At 33.6% G+C, this 21463-nt stretch carries 12 protein-coding genes and 1 tRNA gene; 4 read left to right on the top strand and 9 right to left on the bottom strand.

The features are described from left to right. The first annotated feature begins 6 nt into the window (after window positions 1-6). The 4 genes from ACJJVP_RS03305 to ACJJVP_RS03290 all read left to right on the top strand — a co-directional run bounded on the left by ACJJVP_RS03305 (window position 7) and on the right by ACJJVP_RS03290 (window position 8739). Window positions 7-88: transfer RNA gene (locus tag ACJJVP_RS03305), tRNA-Leu, on the top strand. A gap of 535 nt (window positions 89-623) precedes the next feature. Continuing rightward, window positions 624-3743 (top strand): SusC/RagA family TonB-linked outer membrane protein, encoded by a 3120-nt coding sequence (locus ACJJVP_RS03300; RefSeq protein WP_405410708.1) that lies wholly within the window; start codon window positions 624-626, stop codon window positions 3741-3743. Between the two features lie 18 nt (window positions 3744-3761). Beyond that, the gene (locus ACJJVP_RS03295; protein WP_405410707.1) at window positions 3762-5273 is read left to right on the top strand and encodes a RagB/SusD family nutrient uptake outer membrane protein; all 1512 of its coding nucleotides are present in this window, start codon (window positions 3762-3764) and stop codon (window positions 5271-5273) included. A 100-nt stretch (window positions 5274-5373) separates the two neighbouring features. After that, the gene (locus ACJJVP_RS03290; RefSeq protein ID WP_405410705.1) at window positions 5374-8739 is read left to right on the top strand and encodes a VCBS repeat-containing protein; all 3366 of its coding nucleotides are present in this window, start codon (window positions 5374-5376) and stop codon (window positions 8737-8739) included. Between the two features lie 2 nt (window positions 8740-8741). On the opposite strand, the gene ACJJVP_RS03285 is transcribed toward ACJJVP_RS03290, so the two are convergent. The 9 genes from ACJJVP_RS03285 to ACJJVP_RS03245 all read right to left on the bottom strand — a co-directional run bounded on the left by ACJJVP_RS03285 (window position 8742) and on the right by ACJJVP_RS03245 (window position 21320). After that, a complete protein-coding gene (locus tag ACJJVP_RS03285; protein WP_405410704.1) occupies window positions 8742-9989 on the bottom strand; it encodes a glucuronyl hydrolase in 1248 nt (415 codons plus the stop codon). Window positions 9990-10023: 34 nt separating this feature from the next. Continuing rightward, window positions 10024-11826: a glycoside hydrolase family 2 protein gene (locus ACJJVP_RS03280; protein ID WP_405410702.1), complete on the bottom strand. Its 1803-nt coding sequence runs from the start codon at window positions 11824-11826 to the stop codon at window positions 10024-10026. Window positions 11827-11887: 61 nt separating this feature from the next. Further along, on the bottom strand, window positions 11888-14293 hold the full coding sequence (locus ACJJVP_RS03275; RefSeq protein ID WP_405410700.1) for an alpha-L-rhamnosidase N-terminal domain-containing protein: 2406 nt from the start codon (window positions 14291-14293) through the stop codon (window positions 11888-11890). A gap of 155 nt (window positions 14294-14448) precedes the next feature. Further along, window positions 14449-16575 (bottom strand): alpha/beta hydrolase fold domain-containing protein, encoded by a 2127-nt coding sequence (locus ACJJVP_RS03270; RefSeq protein WP_405410698.1) that lies wholly within the window; start codon window positions 16573-16575, stop codon window positions 14449-14451. A 32-nt stretch (window positions 16576-16607) separates the two neighbouring features. Beyond that, complete coding sequence (locus ACJJVP_RS03265) at window positions 16608-17645, bottom strand: L-rhamnose/proton symporter RhaT (RefSeq protein ID WP_405410696.1); 1038 nt, start codon at window positions 17643-17645, stop codon at window positions 16608-16610. A 15-nt stretch (window positions 17646-17660) separates the two neighbouring features. Next, on the bottom strand, window positions 17661-18623 hold the full coding sequence (locus ACJJVP_RS03260) for an aldo/keto reductase (RefSeq protein ID WP_405410695.1): 963 nt from the start codon (window positions 18621-18623) through the stop codon (window positions 17661-17663). Window position 18624: 1 nt separating this feature from the next. Then, on the bottom strand, window positions 18625-19332 hold the full coding sequence (locus tag ACJJVP_RS03255) for a creatininase family protein (RefSeq protein ID WP_405410693.1): 708 nt from the start codon (window positions 19330-19332) through the stop codon (window positions 18625-18627). 2 nt (window positions 19333-19334) lie between these two features. Further along, on the bottom strand, window positions 19335-20159 hold the full coding sequence (locus ACJJVP_RS03250; protein WP_405410691.1) for a phytanoyl-CoA dioxygenase family protein: 825 nt from the start codon (window positions 20157-20159) through the stop codon (window positions 19335-19337). 114 nt (window positions 20160-20273) lie between these two features. Further along, on the bottom strand, window positions 20274-21320 hold the full coding sequence (locus tag ACJJVP_RS03245; protein ID WP_405410689.1) for a GntR family transcriptional regulator: 1047 nt from the start codon (window positions 21318-21320) through the stop codon (window positions 20274-20276). Between the last annotated feature and the right edge of the window lie 143 nt (window positions 21321-21463).

Raw genomic sequence — 21463 nt, 5'->3', positions numbered from 1 at the left:
AAGTATGCAGGCGTGGTGGAATTGGTAGACACGCTAGACTTAGGATCTAGTGCCTTGCGGTGTGAGAGTTCGAGTCTCTCCGCCTGTACAACGAGAAGCCTTTCAGGAAACTGAGAGGCTTTTTTTATGGAAAAAAATTATTGGAGATTCTATTCGGAGAGATGAGAAGTTTATCCTGAGCGCAGCCGAAGGGAGTCTCTCCGCCTGTACAATGAGAAGCCTCTTGAGAAATCAAGGGGCTTTTTTTATGGAATGAATTTCTTGATATTATTTTCAGGAATATGCGAAGATTGTGCTGAACTCAGACGAAGGTTTTTTTTGCGGAAGAGTATTTATACATCATGATAAGCCAAAAGAAATGAATTCTATAACCATTAAGTCGACTTAATTTTAATAAGTTGATTCTATTTCTTCTATATCAAAGAAAATATGCTGATTTAGAACTTAAAATAAGATTTTAAGTGATGTTTACATTTGTGTTTTTCGCAAAAAAATGAATCTATAGTTGTGATATTATAATTTTAAACAGGATACGACAGGATACTTATAAATATTGAAACTAATAATTTAGAATCTTGAATTGATGTTTTAATCAATAATGTTCAACCAAACTCAAGATTCTTATGAAAAACACGATAGGGTTTTTTAGCCATTTTTTTAAAGCAAAGACTAGTCTTAGAACTAGTGTCTTAATTTTTTGTACACTAATGCTTAGTGATTTTTCATACGCTGTAAATAAGGGTGATGAAGCAGAAAACATGCTAAGCATAAAACTGCAACAGCAAATTAAAGGAACTATACTCGATGAAAATGGATCACCTCTTCCAGGCGCATCTGTAGTTGTAAAAGGAACTTCAATAGGTACACAGACAGATTTTGATGGAAATTTTATAATCGAAGCCGCATCTTCAGATACTCTTGTTATTAGTTATATTGGATATTTAAAGCAAGAAGTAGCGGTAGAAACGCAAACAACTATTACTGTTCAAATGAATGTTGACAGTAATGTTTTAGATGAGGTAGTAGTGGTAGGTTACGGTACACAGAATAAATATATGGTTACTGGTGCTATATCAACGGTAAGTTCAGATGATTTAGTTAAGCTGCCGACCACCAATGCAGTAGAGGCCTTACAGGGAAAAGCATCTGGTTTAACTATTATTAATGGTGGAACACCAGGTTCAGAACCGACAGTACGTATTAGGGGTATTGGTACCTTAGGTAATAATAATCCTGTGTATGTTGTTGATGATATTGTAGTAACCGATATATCTAGTTTAAGTGCAAATGATATTGAATCTATAAGTGTTCTAAAAGATGCATCTACAACGGCTGTTTATGGTTCGCTAGGTGCAAACGGAGTTATTGTAATTAAAACGAAAACTGGTAAAGCTGGAGAAGTAGCTTTTAATTTCAACACCTATTTAAGTACGCAGTTTAAACCAAAATCACTTGATGTGTTATCTACAAGTCAGTATTTGTCATATGCAACCGATATGATTTTAAACGCCGATCCTAATGCAACAGTACCAAGTCAGTTTACAGATGGTAGTTTAACAGGTAATAATTATAACTATCAAGACGAGATCTTTCAAACCGGGTCTATTCAGAATTATGAATTAAGTGCTGCAGGTGGTAATGAATTTGCAAAATTTCGTGTTTCAGCTGGTTATCAATCTCAAGAAGGAATTTTACTTAATACAGATTTAGATAGATATACTTTAAGAGTAAACAGTAGTTTTGATAAGGGCATATTTTCATTTGGCGAATCTTTAGGTATTACCTATGCTGAGCAAAACCCACTTATACTGGCTTTTAGTGTTTCACCTATTGAGAATGCCATAAATATGGCGCCATATTTACCATTTACCAATTCAGAGTATATAGGTGGGTATAGTGAGTTGACTGCAGAAGATATTAATACCACACGTAACCCACTTAGAACATTAAATAGAGAAGAACAGCTAAATAAAAACATAAGTATTTTAGGTAATGTTTATGCAAAAGCCAGATTAGCTCCTGGGTTGGAGTATAAAATAAACGGAGGTATGAATTTTTACGATAATTCATTCAAGAAAACAGAACTTCCTTACGGTATTTCTGGAGGGCTGTTTAATCAGCTAATTACACGTTACACGTATTTTGATACAAGGGTGAAAACAGTAACGCTTCAAAATAGTCTTCAATATAAAACCACTTTTAACGACAAGCATAACGTAGAAATTTTAGGTTTATCTGAACGTCAAAAAAGAAAAACAACCACATTAAGTGGTGTTGGTACAACCGATCTTGGTATTTCAGATATTGGCGCTGCATTATCGGGCGGAGCTGCAACAGTAGAGTATAATAAAATTGGATACTTAGGCAGATTAAATTATAACTATGATAATAAATATATTTTAGCGGCCTCAATAAGACGAGATGGTTCTTCTAGATTTGGAGCAAATAAAAGATGGGGAAATTTCCCTTCATTAGCCGGTGGTTGGGTAGTTAGTAATGAAAATTTCATAAGTGATACTTCAATATTAAACTACTTAAAATTTAGAGCTAGTTGGGGTCTTGCAGGTAATGACAATAGTGCAGGTGATTATAGTTATGAATCTAGTTTGCTTGCAAATTTTTTCTACGGTGACGATGCTGCTTTAGCGATTAGCTCTCTTCAGAATCCTGATTTACAATGGGAACAGACAGAAACTACAAATATTGGTGTAGATTTTGGTTTCTTCAAAAACAAAGTGACTTTTAGCGCAGAGTATTATAATAATACAAGTGATGATTTAATAGTTGCATTGCCGGCAGCAGCTTCTGTTGGGGTGCCGAATAGTACACCTACCAATATTGGTGGTATGACTACCAAAGGTTTCGAATTTAACTTAGGGATTAGCGAAGCGGAAAAAAAGTTTAAATGGTCTGCAAATTTAAACCTAAGTACAACTGAAAACGAGATTACAAATTTAGCACCAAACGTAGAGCAAATTTTTAATGGTGATAAGCCCAATGTATTAGCGAACGGATCTATTTCTAGAATAGCAGTAGGGGAGTCATTATGGCATTTCTATGGTTATGAAACCGATGGTATTTTTCAAAATGATGCTGAGATTGCTTCAGCGGCAACACAAAGTGGTGCGGCACCTGGTGATATTCGTTTTAAAGATAATAACGGAGACGGCGAAATTAATAGTGACGATAGGGTGGTAATAGGAAATCCTTTTCCAGATATCTCTTATGGTCTTTCATTAGATGGTAGATATAATAATTTTGACATGGCTGTTTTATTATCAGGTGTTGCGGGAAATGAAATATTCAACGCTACTAGATATTACTTAGATGGTGCATCCCAATTAACAAATACAAGTACAGCGGTATTAGATAGATGGACGACGACGAACCCTTCTACTACACAGCCAAGAGCAGTTTTAAATGACCCTAATCAAAATTCAAGAGTATCAGATAGGTATGTTGAAGATGGATCATATTTAAGATTGAGAAATATATCCATTGGGTATAGTTTGCCTAGTGCTACATTAAAAAGAATGATTGATGGTACATTCTCTAAGCTAAGAATATATATAAGTGCTCAGAACTTATTAACTATTACAGATTACTCTGGTTTTGACCCTGAAGTAGGTCCTTCATTGGATATAGGTTCTACCAGTGGTGATGGCAATAGTGAACTTGGTATAGATCGCGGACAATATCCACAGTCCAAGTCCTTTGTATTTGGTTTACAAATGTCATTCTAATCTTAAATATAAAATATTATGAAAAAATATATCGCTACAATTATCACTTTCAGTCTTTTGTTGAACGCATGTAAAACAGATGATTTAGAACTATCTAACGGTTCTGGAGTTTCTGCTGAAACATTCCCGCAAACACTGGCTGAGCTACAACAAACAATGAATGGCGTTTATTCGCCTTTACAATCTCAAGGATTATACGGTAGGTATTTATTCTATATGTATGATTATATGGGAGATGATTGCCAAACCCAAAGAGGAACTCCAGATTTATTAGAGTTCATAAACTACACTTTTACTTCTAGTAACAATGATATTTATTTATATTGGAAGAATGCCTATAATGGTATATCAAGAGCTAATTTTATTTTAGATAAAGAAGCTAATATTAATGAGCTTGAAGAAAGTGTTGCTTCACAAGAAGTAAAAGATAGATATATAGGTCAGGCAAAATTTTTAAGAGCATATTACTATTTTCTTTTAGTAGAAAGATTTGGGGATATTCCACTTTACACTACAACAAACGTTAGCCCGAACGGATTGGCGAAATCAGCAAAAGAAGAAGTTTATGATTTAATAATAAGTGATTTGACCGATGCTGCAACTAAACTACGATTAAAATCTAGCGAAGAAGCAGGTAGGGTAACCCAAGGTAGTGCAAATGCACTATTAGGTAAATTGTACCTGTATCAGCAAGATTATGCACTTGCAAAAGTTGCTTTTGATAAGGTTATAAATTCTGGAGAGTATAGTTTAACAGCTGATTATTATGATAATTTCAATACCGAGACAGAAAATAATTCTGAGTCCGTTTTTGAAGTTCAATTTTCTTATGACGGTGGTAATGCGTGGGCATATGCTGATTGGGGAGGGCAAGATAATGGTCATTCTGAAACGACTTTTAGGTCTGCCGAATATGGTGCTTTTGGTGGTTTTCATAATAATGATCCTTCTCAAGAATTATTGGATGAATATGAAGACGGCGATTCAAGATTTAGTGATAATTTTTACGTTGAAGGTGATGTTTATGGTATTGGTGGTGCAAATATCGTTACGGCTGATCAAGTAGGTTCAGTAAGTGCTTTATGGAGAAAATATACCAAAACTTATGGTCAAGATAATTCTAACTATAACGGGTTATCAGATATTAATCATCGTGCTATTAGATATGCAGATATATTGCTGATGGCTGCAGAAGTAGAAAATGAATTGAATAATAGTCAAGTAGCTATAGATTACCTTAACGCAGTACGTGATAGGGTAAATATGCCTAATTATGGAACTGATGAAATGAATGCTACATTTCCTGTTACAACCAAAGCAGAAATCTTTAATGCCGTTGTTCATGAAAGAAGAGTTGAGCTTGCAGGTGAACAATCTAGATTTCCTGATTTAATGAGATGGGGATTAATAGAAACGGTATTGAGTAGTAAATTTAATGCGAGTAAGAATTACTTACTTCCAATTCCTCAAGGGGAGTTCGATACAAATTTAATGTTAGACGCTTCGGCTGATCAAAACCCTGGTTATTAAATAGGTTAGTTTTCTTTTGTGTAAAAACTGACCTTTATAAAAGGTCAGTTTTTTATTTCAAGTAATTTGGCTTTTAATTTCTTTATTTAAATTTCATAAGATGAGATATACCCTAAAAACACCGCATTTTCTTATCATCCTATTTTGTTCCATTTTTATCTTTGATTCATGTACTACCAAAGAAGAATATAAAGGAGGTTCAAATGACCAACAGATGTTTGTAAAGAAAGATGCATCTTATTCTGGTATTGATTTTAGTAATAGCCTTCTAGAAACAGAAGAGTTCAATTATTTTAATTTCCAATATATTTATATGGGTGGTGGTGTTTCTGTAGGTGATTTTAATAATGATGATCTAGATGATATTTACTTTACCGGTAATATGGTTAATAATAAGCTATATATCAATGATGGTGAATTAAAATTTACAGATGTAACAAGTACATCAAATACGACCACGTCAAACGTTTGGTCAACTGGTAGTACAACGGTTGATATCAATAATGATGGGCTGTTAGATATTTATGTTAGTGTAGGTGGCAGAGATAATTCATTTGCCAATAAATTATTTGTGAATCAAGGTACTAATGAAAAAGGGATTCCTATTTTTTTGGAACAGGCAGAAGATTATGGTATTGCAGATGCAGGAAGAACACAGCAAAGCATTTTTTTTGATTACGATAACGACGGTGATTTAGATTTATATGTAATCAACTACCCAACTACCGATTTTAAGACACCAGTAAGTATTTATGCATTACTGTTAGATAATGCTCAACATGAATCTTCGAGTCACTTTTATAAAAATAATGGTGATAATACTTTTAGCGATATCACTAAAGAAAGCGGTCTACTATCGTTTGGTCTAAGCATAGGGGTTAGTGTGTCTGATGTTAATAATGATGGTTTTAAAGATATTTATGTGTCTAATGATTTTGCTAGTCCAGATTTCTTTTACATGAATAATGGAGATGGCACTTTTTCTGAAAAGAGTAAAGAGGTAACACAGCAAACTTCGTACTATGGTATGGGTACGGATATTGCAGACTTCAACAATGATGGTTTGTTCGATATCATACAGTTAGATATGGCACCTACTACGCACAAACGATCAAAAGAGAATATGGCAAGTATGCTACCAGAGAAATTTGATGAAATTATAAATCTAGGTTTACATCATCAATACATGTACAATAGTCTACAGCTCAATAGAGGCTTAGATCAACAGGGTTTACCTGTATACAGCAATATTGCAGCATTTTCAGGTGTAAAATCTACAGATTGGAGTTGGGCTGGCTTGTTTGCAGATTTCGATAATGATGGACAGAAAGATTTGTTCATATCAAATGGTACAAGGCGCGATATCAACAATAATGATTTTTTTAATCAATTTAAAAAGTCTCTTTATTTCGAAAAAACTATTGAGCATAAAAAAGATGATTTTAAGATATTAGAAAAAATGCCTTCAGAACCCTTAGCCAATTTTCTTTTTCACAATAATGGGGATTTAACATTTACCAACAAGAGTAAAGAATGGGGACTGGGAGATAAAGCTTTTTCTAATGGTGCCGCATATGCCGATTTCGATAATGATGGCGATTTAGATTTAGTTGTTAATAATATTGATGCTACCGCAGATTTATATGAAAACACACTTGAGAAATCTAAGAGCGGTAATTTTTTAAAAATAAAATTCGAAGGAACTCAGCAAAACCCTATGGGTGTTGGGAATATTGTTACTATTTATAAGGATGGAAATTTACAAGTATCAGAATTAATGTTGACTAGAGGGTATCAATCTTCAGTTGCTCCTAATATTCATTTTGGTGTTGGTGAAACTAAAACTATTGATTCATTGATAGTAAAGTGGGTTGATGGTACTACACATAAATTAACTGATGTATCAGCTAATCAAACATTGATCTTAGGCTTTAAGCAATCTATAAAAGAAGAAAACAAAATTAGCTCTAAAGAGAATACAACCATTTTTAATAGTGGTGATAGAAGTTCAGAAATTAATTACACACATGTTGAGAATAATTATTTCGATTTCACAAAAGAGCCTTTATTGCCTCATAGAATGTCGCAATTCGGACCAGGATTAGCGGTAGCCGATATAAACGGTGATGGTCTCGATGACTTTTGGGTTGGTGGAGCGCTGAATAGAGCAGGCGCCCTTTATATTCAAAATAAAGAAGGGAGTTTTGAAAAATCCAATAATGAACTTTTTCAAAGTGAAAGTAGATATGAGGATATTGACGGAATCTTCTTTGATGCCAATAATGATGGTTTACAAGATTTGTACGTTGTTAGTGGAGGAAATGAATTTGAAGCTAATTCAAAGAATTACGAAGACAGGTTATATATAAACATTGGTGATGGCTTATTTAAGAGAGATGATTTAGCATTGCCTAAAGCATATGAAAGCGGGGGTAAAGTACTGCCTATCGATTTTGATAATGATGGTGATCTAGATTTATTTGTAGGGTCTAGATTAGTGCCGCAAAATTACCCTACTCCAGCAACTAGTCATTTGTTAGAGAACATTAGTAGCGGGCAAGGTGTGAAATTCAAAGATGTGACTAGCATATCTTCCCCATTTACAGATTTAGGGTTGGTCACTGATGCAATTAGTATAGATTTTGATTTTGATAATGATGAAGATTTAATTGTTGTTGGAGAATGGATGCCAATTACATTTTTAGAAAATGATAATAAATCATTTAAAAATGTAACTGATAAAAATTATTTAGAGCATACCACTGGTTGGTGGTATAGCATTGCGAAGGCTGATTTAGATAAAGACGGTGATCAAGATTTTGTTGTTGGTAATTTAGGATTAAACTATAAGTACAAAGCAAAACCAAATAAAACCTTTGATGTTTATGCGAACGATTTTGATAATAATAATCAACTAGATATTGTTTTAAGCTATTACGAAGGTAAAAGACAATTACCGCTAAGAGGAAGAGAATGCTCTTCTCAGCAAATACCAGGCATTGCAAAGAAGTTTGATAATTATGAAAAATATGCAGATGCAGATTTGGTCGATATTTATACAGAAGATAAGTTAGAAGATGGTTTGCACTATAAAGCCGAAAGTTTTGCCTCTGTATATATCGAAAATAAGGGAGACGGCTCTTTTAAAAGTAAGAAACTACCTAGCGAAGCACAGTTTTCTTCAATCAATGCCATACTGGTAAATGATTATAATCATGACGGGAATAATGAGATTTTAATAGCTGGTAATCTTTTTGCTTCTGAAGCTGAAACACCTCGTAATGATGCTTCTATTGGTTTGTTAATAGAGAATAACGAAAATGGTCTACAATCTATATCATTAAAGAAATCTGGGTTTTTAGCAAAGAAGGACGTTAAAAAAATGAAAGAAATTAATATCGCTGGTCAACAGTATATACTAATAGCGAATAATAATGATGCTTTACAAATAGTAGAGGTAAACTAGTACTACTTTACCTCTTGCCATTTTATCAATGCTTCTAAAAAGTAATAATCGGCATAGTTCAAAGGTTCGTCATTTTCTTCTCCAGTATGAATATTACCTACAGAATGTTTTAATAAGAAACCTTGGTTGCTACCTAAATCTGCCAGATAATCATTAGACGAAAGTCGTCTTATTATCTTTTCGGCATAAGCAATCATAGCTTCTTTCTCTTCTGGTATGTAATGCTGTAATGACAATAGTGCAGAGGCAGTTATTGCTGCCGCAGATGCATCACGTGGTTCGTTTGGTATACCTGGAGCGTCATAATCCCAATAAGGAATTAAATCGTTTGGGATCGTCTCATTCACCATGATATAATGTGCAATGTTTTTTGCTTGTTCTAAAAATACACGGTCTTTCGTATTTTCATAAGTTTGAGTAAAACCATAAAGTCCCCAAGCTTGACCTCTGGCCCATGATGATGAATCTGAGTATCCTTGAGCTGTTTGCTTACTTCTTACATTACCGGTTTTACTATCGTAGTCAACTACATGAAAACTGCTGTAATCTTCCCTATAGTGATTGTTTAGGGTTGTTAGTGCATGATTTGATGCTATTTTATAGAACGTTGAATCATTTGTGAATTTAAAAGCTTTATACAACAATTCTAAATTCATCATATTATCTATAATCACGGGGATATCCCATCCTCTCTCAGAAATCCATCCCATATCCGGTGTCGTATCCCAAGATTGTATTATTCTACTATTTGGTCTATATCTAGTAATTAAAGATGTTGCTCCTTTTACAATTACGTTCTTGTAAAGGGTGTCATTCGTTAATAAATGACCATTGCCATAGCTACAGTCAAGCATAAACCCAACGTCATGTGAATTTGTAATGTACTTCACAGAGTCTAATGCAGCAGTAAATTTTATGGCATTAGCTTTCCATTCATTTTTCTGGTTGTGTTTATAAATGTACCAAAGAGAACCAGGAAAAAATCCACTTGTCCAATCTTGATAGGGGACTAATCGTACGCTATTATCTTTGGTTACACCTCTAGGTTGAAGTAATGGTTTTTCGTTAGAGATGTTATTAATAAGTAGGTCGTATTGTTTCTCTGAAAATAGAAAAACTCGATCAATTAACTCTTGTTTAGTTTCAACTTTATTCTCTGTAGCAATTAAAGTTGATGCCTCTGTTTTATATTCTTTACATCCAAAGAGGCAGGCTATAAGTACTACTATAATTGCAAATTTATCTTTCATCATCTTTTGATTTTGCTAGCGATGTTATTAGATATCAATCTTTGTTTTCATTCATATAGTACTTCTGTAATGTGTAAAATGCTTTTTTACGCATTCCTTGTTCAGATATAAGTCCTTTTCTGTTGAAGTCTTCTTGAATGCGTTTAAGAGGTCTGCGTGAGGATCTAAAGTCCATCAATATCCATGGAGATACACCTGCCAAGAAATCGATGTTTTTCATCATTTCTATGTTATTCTCGTAAACGTTAGCTTGATATTCTTCTGTCCATCTTTCATCAGATGCTCCATGAAGTCCATATAACGCTCCTGCACCAACTTCACTCATAATCATAGGTTTATCAAATTTACTGCTCCATTTTACTTCTGCACACGATTCTGGTGTCGCATAATACCACCCACAATAATTATTGATACCAATGACATCTACTAGGTTGCCTAAAGCGTCTTCAATATGTTTTCCATCATTACCTTCTGCTTGTGTATCTAACGCAGCTGTAATTAGGCGAGTAGGATCTAAAGATCTGGCTCGTTTAATAAGATTATCTAAAAATTGTAATCGGTCTTCTCCTTCCGGAGTTTCATTTGCAACCGACCATAAAATTACACCAGCTCTGTTTTTGTCTCTTGCTATCATTTCAGATAATTGGTTTTCCGCATTTTTATAGGTGTTCTTATTTTCAAAAGCAACTGTCCAATACACCGGAATTTCTGACCACACCATCAATCCCATTTTTTCGGCTTCACGAACCATTTGTTCATTATGTGGGTAATGTGCTAAACGTATAAAATTGCAACCCAATTCTTTTGCCCAACCTAAAAGGGTTTTACTTTCTTCTAATGTTGTTACTCTACCTGTTTTAAATGGCGCTTCTTCATGTATGCTTATCCCTTTTAAAAATATTTTCATGCCATTTAAGATAATGTCACTTCCATCGGTTGATATGGTTCTAAATCCTATTTCATCTGTAAGTGTTTCAGATGTGGTTGTCATTGAAATATTATACAGTTTTGGGTTTGTAGGGGACCATAATTGGGGCTTAGCTTTAAAATTGAATTTACCTAAACCATTGTTTATTTTGATTTCTACTTTTTTTGATAATTCTGGTATTTCTAAAATAACCTTGTCATTTTCTGAACTATTTTTAACACGAACCCATCCAGAAATTTCGTTTTTATTACTTGTAGATAGTTGAACGGAGTAATCATTAATAAATGTCTTCGGTGTTTTTACTAGATAAACAGATCTTGTAATACCGCCATAATTCCACCAATCTTGGTTAACTGTTGGTACATTTTCACGTTCTCTTCTGTTATCAACTTTAACAACAACAAAGTTATTACCATCTTTAACCTTATCTGTTATATTAAACTGAAAAGGTGTATAACCACCTTCGTGCGTACCAACCAATTCTCCGTTTAAATAAACTATAGCCTTGTAGTTTACGGCGCCAAAATAAAGGAATAGATTTTCTTGCTCATCCTTAATGTATTCAAAGTCTTTCTTGTACCAAATGGTGCCTTCGTAATAATACAGTTTGTCTTTCTGCGTATTCCAGTCTCCTGGTACAATAAGTTGATCGCTGGTGTCAAAATTATATTCTACAAGGTCAGATGGTTTTTTCATTTTCTTGTTAAGAAAATACCCATCTGGTTTAGGTTCTAATCTATGACTATAATACCCGTTTTCTAATGGGTCAACTATAATATCCCATAAACCGTTTAATGATATTTTCTCTCTTTCCTCTGTATTTTGAAATAGGTTAATATCAGAGTTTTCTTGGCATAGACCAGTTATAGATACTAATAATAATAGTATAAGTGTATATAGTTTTTTCATGTGTAAACGTTTAATTGATGATATATAATTATGTAATCCTGTTGTTGTGATAAATGTTGTCTTAGAAATTAATTTCTGTACTTCCAGCGTTTAATTCTAATTGATTTTTACCATATATAAATATTCCAGAGCTGCCTTTAGGTAATGAAACAAAACCTTTTAGCCGGTCTTTAGCATCTTTTTTAATAACTACTTGTATTTCTCCATTTGGGTGGGGCATTTTAGCGGTAATTTCATTTAAATCGCCAAAATTTGGTGCTATAGCTATTTTCTTAAAATTAGATTCGACGGGATAAATACCTGCTATAATTTTAAGAAAGTGATAATTTGGTGATGCTGACCATGCGTGGCATTCTGATCTTGGCTCTATATCCTTTTCTGCAAATGTGGTTAACCCTTGGTCTAATTGATTCGTCCAGCTATCTAGCATGTTTTGGTACTTATTACCTAAACCCGATTTATGTAAAGCTTCAAATAAATAGTATTTATAGTATATTGTAGTTTGTATCAAACTTTTGTCATCAAGAATTTTTTGCATTAATGCTTTCTGATTTTCTTTGGGTATGGCATCTGTTAGAATAGCCATTATGTTGGTATGTTGTGAAAACTGGGTCTTATTCGGTGTTTCTGCAAGCATTCCTTTTTCTTTTACAAAGCAATTTCTTAGAACACTATCACTTATTTTTTTTGCTAAATCAAGGTATTTTATAGCCTCTTCTTGATAGCCTAAATCACCAAAAATTTGAGCTGCATCTTGTAGTGTTTTTACAAATTGTAATGCTACTGATGTAGAATACCCATCATCTGCGCCAGGAGGTATTCCGTTTTTGTAACCCTTTGCCCAATCGGTGAAATTCCACCATTCCATATTTGCAGGCATGTAGTTATCGTCTACTTTATCTATCCACCAGTCAATTACAGTTTTCATACCAGGTATAAATTTTTTAACGAATTCATCATCGTTTTTATACATATGGTAATCATGTAACATATTAATCCACAGTAAAGAATATGTAGGTATTACTTGAACAATATAAGAGGGGTATCTACTTTGTGTAAGTCCGTTCGGTAATCTAGAATTATCGAACATTTCTATAGCTTTACGCATTAACCTGTCATCACCATCAACACTTATAGATACCTTGGCTTCTATTCTAGTATCACCAATATACTGTAGTTGTTCGTAATATGGGTCAATAAAACTTTCGGTAGATGAGTTTCTAAGAGTGCGCCAAGATGCATCCCAAATTTGGCTAAGTACTTCATTATTAGTTTTAAATTGTGCATTGTCTTTGAAAGGGTAAGCCGTAAATATGTTGTAGAAGTCATCAATGAACAATGCTTCATCTTTAGTTTCTATATCTAATTGTATAAATCGAAACGTTTTTTGTCCAAAAGGTTTGAATATTTGATCTTCTCCTCCATCTGGTTCTATGATATCATAATAACCTAAAATTTGTTTGCCTTCTATTTCATTTCTATTGCCTTTTTTCCAATTTGTATCATACAAAGCTTCTGCATATGTTATTTTAATTTGACTGTCTTTTCCTTTAGAATATTTAATTTCTGGGTGACCAATTGTATGGTGAGACATGTCTAGTAAAACGCTGACTTTTTTATTAGGAGGTATTATTAATTTATTTTTTCCTTTTATGAAATCTGTATTAGCTTTTAAACCTTCGGTCCTGGCGATTTTATTGAAACGTTGTTGAGTTTCTTCTAAAAAAGGAATTTTTCTAGGTACTAAGTACCATGTACTGCCATATAGAAAACCACGACCAACGGCAAACTCAACCGTACCCAATTTTGGATTTAGCCATTTTGTATCATCGTAGTCTGTATTTTGCCAGCCCCATTGGTGTTTTTTGGAAATTAGTTTTTCACCTGGTCCTGCAGCATAGTAACCTCGTAAAGAATCGCTGACAAATGGTATGCTTTTAAAACCTTCATCATTAATTACTTTCCATTCAGAATCTCTACCTGTATTAATATTTACAGTATTTTTTTTATCACCTTGTAATATAAATGCAGTTTGGAAAGTCATAGAAGAAGCTTTTCTATATTCTCCAAAATTGACCACTTCAGCAGAGACTATATTACTCCCGATCTTGAGGTAATTTGCAATATCAATGGTTTCGTATCTATAATTATCAATGTCAGATGAAGAAGGTCCAGAAAGTAAATATTTGCCATTTACATATAAACGATAGCGATTATCTGCTGAAAGGTGTATTATGAATTTTTCTGGTTTCGAGTCCAATTCAAAGGTTCTTCGAAATAAGAATTTTCTAGCATCTAACGTTGATTCTTTTGGGTGAGTAATCCATTGAGAGGTCCATGTATGTTTAAGTTGTGTAAACTCTTTACCTTCATGATTTATAGTTACGGTAGATTCTTGCGAGACCATTAAATTAGATACAACTAGGAAAAATATAAGAGTATAAAAGCGTGCATATTTATTCATCATATTCAATGTATTTTTTGACGTAGTTATAATTGTTTTTATTGATGTAAATTTGTCTAATTGTTCAGATAAAGACATAAGAAATAATACTAGAAATAATTTTTTCTAATGACACTTTAATAAGAACAATGATACATCTAATTGAAAAAATCGTTTTTCTATGGCATTTTTAGATGTTTCAAAATAAATTTATTGGTGTTTTTAACTGCTGTTTTTGATTCAGGAGTTAAGTAATAACCTTGCCAAACATGCCACATACCTTCGTATACATCTAGCTTTGTTTCTATACCGTGGTTATCCAAGATTCGGTACATTCTTATAGCGTCACTTAATAATATTTCTTTACTACCAACCTGTATTAAGGTTGGTGGAAATTTTTTAGAAAAGTCACCATAAACAGGGGAGACATATGGGTTTTTAAACTCTGTCTCAGGGGCATATGCTAATGCTGCGTTTTCTAAGAGATTTGAATATTTTAAACTTGGGTCGTTATCTGCTAACGTAAAATGACTGTCGCCTACTTTTGCTACATCTAGCCATGGTGACCATAAAACCAATGAAGATGGTAATGGTAAATTTGAATCTCTTATTTTTAAAATACTACCAGCTGCCAATCCGCCACCTGCTGAATCTCCATAGAACGCAATATTTTCAGCGTCATATTCATTTAGGAGCGCTTTATAAAACTGAATAACCTCATTTGTTATGGCTTCAAATTTTGCCTGTGGGGCTAAGGTATAGTCAATGGCTATAATTCTTAATCCAGAGATATCTGCTAGTGGAAGCATAGATGCCAATGTCGCATCGGCACTTAAAGAAACATAACCGCCACCATGCACATAGACTATTACTTTATCGTTTTTCTTATACTCTTTTGGTTTAATGTTTATTGCCCTAATACCACCAACGGTTATGGTATCTATTGATGGTTTATAAAATAGTTTAATTGGTTCTATCGCTTTTAACACCCTGTTTTCTAAATTGTTTTGGTAATCTATCCACTCTTTTAGGGGTGCATCGGGATTTGGTAAATAGGCATTGTTTTTTGCAAACCTTCCTCTTTTTTCAAGAATTTCTTTTGCTTCTTTAGAAATGGTAGAGGGTACATAATATTCGTCTTTAAGAGTAGTTAGCTCAAAACGCATTTGATTACTGTTTTTGGGAATGGTATCATCAACTTTTCCTTCTAATATAATTTGGCCGTTATCGGGTATAGCTTTTACTAAAGCATATTTGTTGCTATTGTATTGTATAATTTCACTTTCTATTTCGTTTCCGTCTTGGATTGTAGATAGAGACACCCAATTATTGGCTAAACGAACTTTTACAGTTAATGGATAGTCGTAAATATCATCTCTCATTTCATCCTTTAATGTGATATGAATTTTAGTCGCGGAAACAGAATCTATATTGATAGAATGTGTTGCATATTCTTGAGCATATTTTGCAATATCAGGAAAAGTGCCAATCCATAATCTATCTTCTTTTTCTTTGAGATATTTAAGAAAATCTATGGTTTTGTTTTGTGATTCTAAGGTAGATACTTCATGAAAATGAGTGCTACCCCAACCTCTATAATAGTTTTTACCTTCTAATGTTGATGTCTTGTCTAAGAGCGGTAATATGTAATGATTACGAGTACTGTCGTTTTCATAAATATGAGGATTGGAAATACTTCTTACCTGTTTAAAATCTATTTGATTTGCAGTGTTTAATCTGCCAATAACTCCTCTACTAGCTATAAAGTGTTTACTAGCCTCATTTTCATTTCCTTCGCCCCATGGATATGCATATGTTAAGCATTTTTGATTTTTAATATGCTTTTCAATTTTTGATTTTGTTCTATTTAATCTGCGGTTGTATTCTTTTAAAGAAGGAAAATTGATGCCTTTGGTTTTATCTTCGTACCAATTTCTATCATCATGACCTTGTATAGCATTTCCTTTTTTTGCAAGTTCATTGAATAATGACCAATTCTTTACATTGTATTTTTCTTCAGCCTCTGTTATTATAAACCATGTAAAATTGAAAGAAAATCGTTTCTGTTGTTCAATCCAAAAAGGAATATCCTGTTCATAGTTATCGTCAATGGTAATGCTAAATGCACTTAATTTATCATCGTTCCAAAGAGAAACAGATGCATCACCAATATTTTGTACCCAAATTTTATCGGTTAGATCGAACCTAGATGTAGTTGCATCTTCCAAAATAAAATTATCTTGACCATGAGTTGTTATTACTAGTAATAAAAAGATAAATAGCGATGCTATATTTTTGATTTTCATTTCTGCTCTAAGAATTTAATTCAATGTTGAAATTACAGGCTGTTTCCTATTCCAATCAATAGTGTGGATAAAATGATTACAGAGAGACCGAGCCATAATGTGCGCATGGTTTTTTTAGAGACACCTTCCCATTCTTTAAAATAAACTCCCCAAAGTGTGCTAAAAATGATAATGAAGGCCATGTGTAAAGACCAGCTGGCAAATTCATATTCTTCACCTAGAAAAGTTGTACCCATACCGTAAAAGAAAAATTGAAAATACCAGGTTATACCACCAGCTATAGCTAGCAAATAGTTTTTGGGTTTGTTGGGTATTTTTTCATCTGTAAGTTGACCAAATGTTTTGTTCCTAATGCCTAAAACAACTGTCCAAATGATATTGGTTAATAATCCACCCCAAAGGATCCATACAATAACAGGGTTGTTTTGAAATATATTCTGGACTCCGACTTTTAAAGCCTCATCTGCAATTGGTTTACCTGCGGCGAGTCCAAAAGCAAAACAAGCACTCAGAATACCTGAGATGATAGCTATCACAATACCTTTAGAAAGGTTGAATTCTGCAACAGCAGCTTGTTGTTGTTCTACGTTTAAATTTTTCTCTTTTAAAATTCCGGCTTTTCCCGCAATTGCAATTCCGAGTAGTGTAACTAATACCCCGATTAAAACAATAATACCACCGGGTGTTTCTAATAACTGAAAAAATGTACCAGAATAAATTGGTGGTATTAGTGTGCCAAATGCCGCGGTAAAGCCTAAGACAACGGCCATACCTAAGCCTATGCCTAAATAACGCATAGATAAACCAAAGGTTAATGCTCCTATACCCCAAAGTACACCAAAAACGAAGGTGTAAAGTTTGGTTTCAAAATCTGCCGCGAACAAAACATCAAATAAATTTGGTACTGTAAACCAAGCCATCAGTATTGGCGCTATTAGCCATGCGGCAATACCTAATACAAACCAAGAAGTTTCCCAACTCCACTTTTTTATTAGTTTAAAAGGAATGTAAAAACTACCTGCTGCAAAACCACCAATTGCATGTAAAATTAAACCTAGTAATGCACCCATAGTTTTATTTAATTTTTAGGCCGCTTCATAATTTTTGTTCAAAACTGTTTTGGCTTTTTGTAATTCTTCTTTTGTAAAAGAATCTGCTTTGGAAGCAGATACGGCACCTTTAAGTTCATGAATGTTTTTTGCGCCAGATAAAGTAGTGGTTACACCATTTTGATCCAAAACCCATCGTAATGCAGCCTCTGGCATGTTATGAATGTCGTTCTGTATTAGAAATTTAAAAGCATTTACTTGTTCAATTCTTTCCGCAAGTTGCTCACGAGAATAACGAGCATTTAAAGTTCCTTCTTTAAAAATAGTGTCTTTTTTAAATGCTCCCGATAAAAAACCATTAGCAAGGCACTCTCTTGCGAACACGCCTATATTCGATTCATGCAATTCATCTATTAGCTTTTGTGATTCTCTGTTCATCAAGCTAAGTACAACTTGTACAACATCTATTTTGTTTTCATTTGCCCATTGTCTTGCCATGTTTTCGGTTTGGTTGAACATCGAAACAGAATGCCCCATAAAGCGGACTTTACCTTGCTTTTTTACATGCTCTACACCTTCCCAAACATCATCGTTTATTTCATCGGAAGAGAAAGGAGAATGAAAAAAAAGTACATCTATGTAATCGGTTTGCAAGCGTTTTAAACTTTCGTCAACAGAATCTATAATTCGTGATTTATAAAATTGCGAAGCGCCATTTTTAATACAAGGATTTCTGCCAAATTTTGATGATATGAAAACCTTGTCTCTTTTGCCTTTCAAAGCTTTACCTAATACTATTTCAGCAACACCATCTTGCTTATCTGTTCCATATTGTGGAGCCGTATCAAATAGGTTAATACCCATATCTATACCTGCATGAATTGTTGCGACACCATCTTTTTCCGCAACACCACCGTAAACATTGTTTCCGAAAGCCCAAGTACCTAAGCCTATCTCACTTACATTTAATCCAGTACGCCCTAATATTCTTTTTTTCATTTTAAAAATATGTTAGTTTTAAACCTTCTATTTTTTCTGATGCATTCAGTACAAAGGTTTTCGCTATTTGCTCACCAAGTTTTTTGCTGGCTAATCTTGGGTCTTTACCAGATACTGCATCTTGCTCAAGTGTTATTTCTCTATCTTTCGGTAAATTATCCAGAACTACTGTCTGGGGTTCATAATACAATTGTAAAGATGTCTCGCCTAAGGCAGAATGATTAGCTTCTAATAACTCATTAGGCAAGATGTCAAACTCTGCCAATGCCCAGATATAATAGTCTGTTTGTTTTTTGTTAAACTGTTCGGCTACCTCTTTTAAAATATCGAGATGAGGTTGACCGGCATGACCAGATAGTAAGACCACTATTTTAAATTCTTGAGAGATTAATTGTTCTATATATTCTTCGCAAATAGAGCGTACTAATCGTTCAGAAAACTCTATGGAATGTTTAGGAAAATCAACACCCGGATATGATTTTATTAAATTGGCAGCTAAACTTATAGGCGGAAAAACTAAACCACCAGAAACTATTGCCAAATCAGAGCATAGATGATGAGCTTTATGGGTGTCCAACCCTGTTGGGTTGTGATTGCCATGATATTCAATTGCTCCCCATGGTATGTAAGCAATTGGAGTTTTTTTGAATATGGCTTCTATTTGTAAAGGCAACATTCTGTCAAAATGCCCCCAATTAGCATCATCCATTTTTAATCCCAGTTTTTATGATATATTAAAGGGTTCTGCTCTTCGTTATTTAAAACATCCCCAATTTTCAATGATTTAAAATAATCATCTGGCAAAACATTTTGTTTTCCATTAAAAACAGCGCCATCTGGCATATATGCGCAGGTCATTGCTTTTCTTGTTCTAGGGGTCATGTTAACACCAGCAGCATGAATTGTTAACCCGTTATGAAAAGTGCAACTACCAGCTTTTATTACCGCAGGTTGCGGGTCTTTTGAGCCATATTTTGGGTACGAATTAAAAACATCGCCCATATTAGAACCAATGCCAGGTTCTACAAGTTCGGTATCTTTATTGGAGCCAGGCATAAAATACAAACAGCCATTTTGTAACGTTACATCTTCTAAAGCTACCCATATACTCAAAGCTTCTCTGTCATTAAAAGACCAAAACGGAGTATCTAAATGCCAAGAAGTTGGGTTGCCCCATGGTTGTTTTACTAAAGATTGGTCATGCCAAATACGAATACCATCTGCTTGTGCTAAATTTGCAGCCATTTTACCTAGTCGCTTGTCAAGCATCAACTTCTTTACGCCATCATCTGTCATCCATAAATTAATGATCTGGTCAAAAACCTTACCGAAATATTCAGCATCTTTGTTGATGCCATCTGAATCTCCTGTTTTTACTTCTGAATGAGGAAATTTTCTTCCTTGCCTTTTTTCAATAGCTAAATCAATGGTATCTTTCCATAACTTTACTTCCTCTTCATTCAAGAAATCATCGACAATTAAAAATCCGTTTGTGCGATAACTTGAAATTTCTTCTGCCGTTAAATCATGTCTCATAACTCGATAATTTTGGAATTTTGAATATTGGTTTCGATTTGTTAAACAATACTAGAATAAATTAGTATTTGCTTCATCCTGTGCTATCCTGTAATGCTTTAAATCTATTTTTTATTACATAGAGTTGCGATCAATAAGGTTAAAAGGGTTTTTAATTTTACTCATTTTAGAATCTAAAATTAATTGGGCTGCCGATTTTCCCATATTTTCAAAATCTGTGGATATTACGGTTATGCCTAAGAGCTCTTTTAAAGGGGTGTCGTTATATGAGATAATACCAATATCTTCTCCTATAGACATATGGTCTTCGCGAATTTGATGAACCAAATTCACTAGGTCCGTTTCTTCAATTGTAATATAGAGATCTCCCTTCTTTAAAATCATATCATCATATATCTCGTTTAGTATTTCAAAATCTAGATTATTTTCTGCACAGAATTTTCTAAAACCAAATACAATGCGTTTTGGATAGGGGTATTCAATTTTTTCAGGATAAACCAATAAAAGTTTTTTATACTTTATAATTTTATCGATACCATCATTTAGCGCATTGTAAATGTCGTTTTCAAAATCTTGATATACTTCAGAATAATCACCCTTTAAATCAATCTTATTATTATCCATTATAATAAGTTTCTTCTTAGGGATATCATTTAATTTATTGATGATAGATTCAGAAAAACTTTTATGCTTAAGTTGCTCAGATTTAAAATGTGGCATTACTAGATAATAATCATATGCACTCTGACTTTTGTCTAATAGATTCAAAAATAAAGATTCGTTGCAGTGGTAAATAAACAAATCTGTATGTACATCGCTGCCTAAGGAGTTTATAAATGAATTGTAAATTTTCATTTTATAAGTGCTCATTTTGTTTGTAAGAAATAGCACGTTGATTTTAGAAATTAGCTGTGTTCTTGATACAAAGTACCCTTTGCCTCTTACGGAGGTGATGATTTTTCTCTCTTTTAAAATTTTGTAAGCTTTTTCGACAGTGTCCCGCGATAATAAGAACTCTTCACTAAACATATTTATAGACGGTAACTGTTCATCTATTACGATTGATCCTGAGGCAATACCATCAATTATTGAATCAACAATTTGTCTATATTTAGGTTTTCTTGACTTTCTGTCAATCACTATTTTTCTAAATGTTATCATGAAAAGGGGGTTGTTGATTTATTGTTTACAGGGAATGATTTTGCTTGTAACATTACTGATTAAAGCTATTATTCACTTAAAATACGTAATGATTTTACTTAAACAAGGGTAAAATAAATATTTAAAGCAAGAGCGCTAATTTA

It is taken from the genome of Maribacter sp. Asnod1-A12 (genome assembly GCF_045063735.1).
Taxonomy (GTDB): Bacteria; Bacteroidota; Bacteroidia; order Flavobacteriales; family Flavobacteriaceae; genus Maribacter.
Note: the sequence above shows the minus strand (reverse complement) of the source record. Positions and strands in the feature narration are given on the sequence as shown.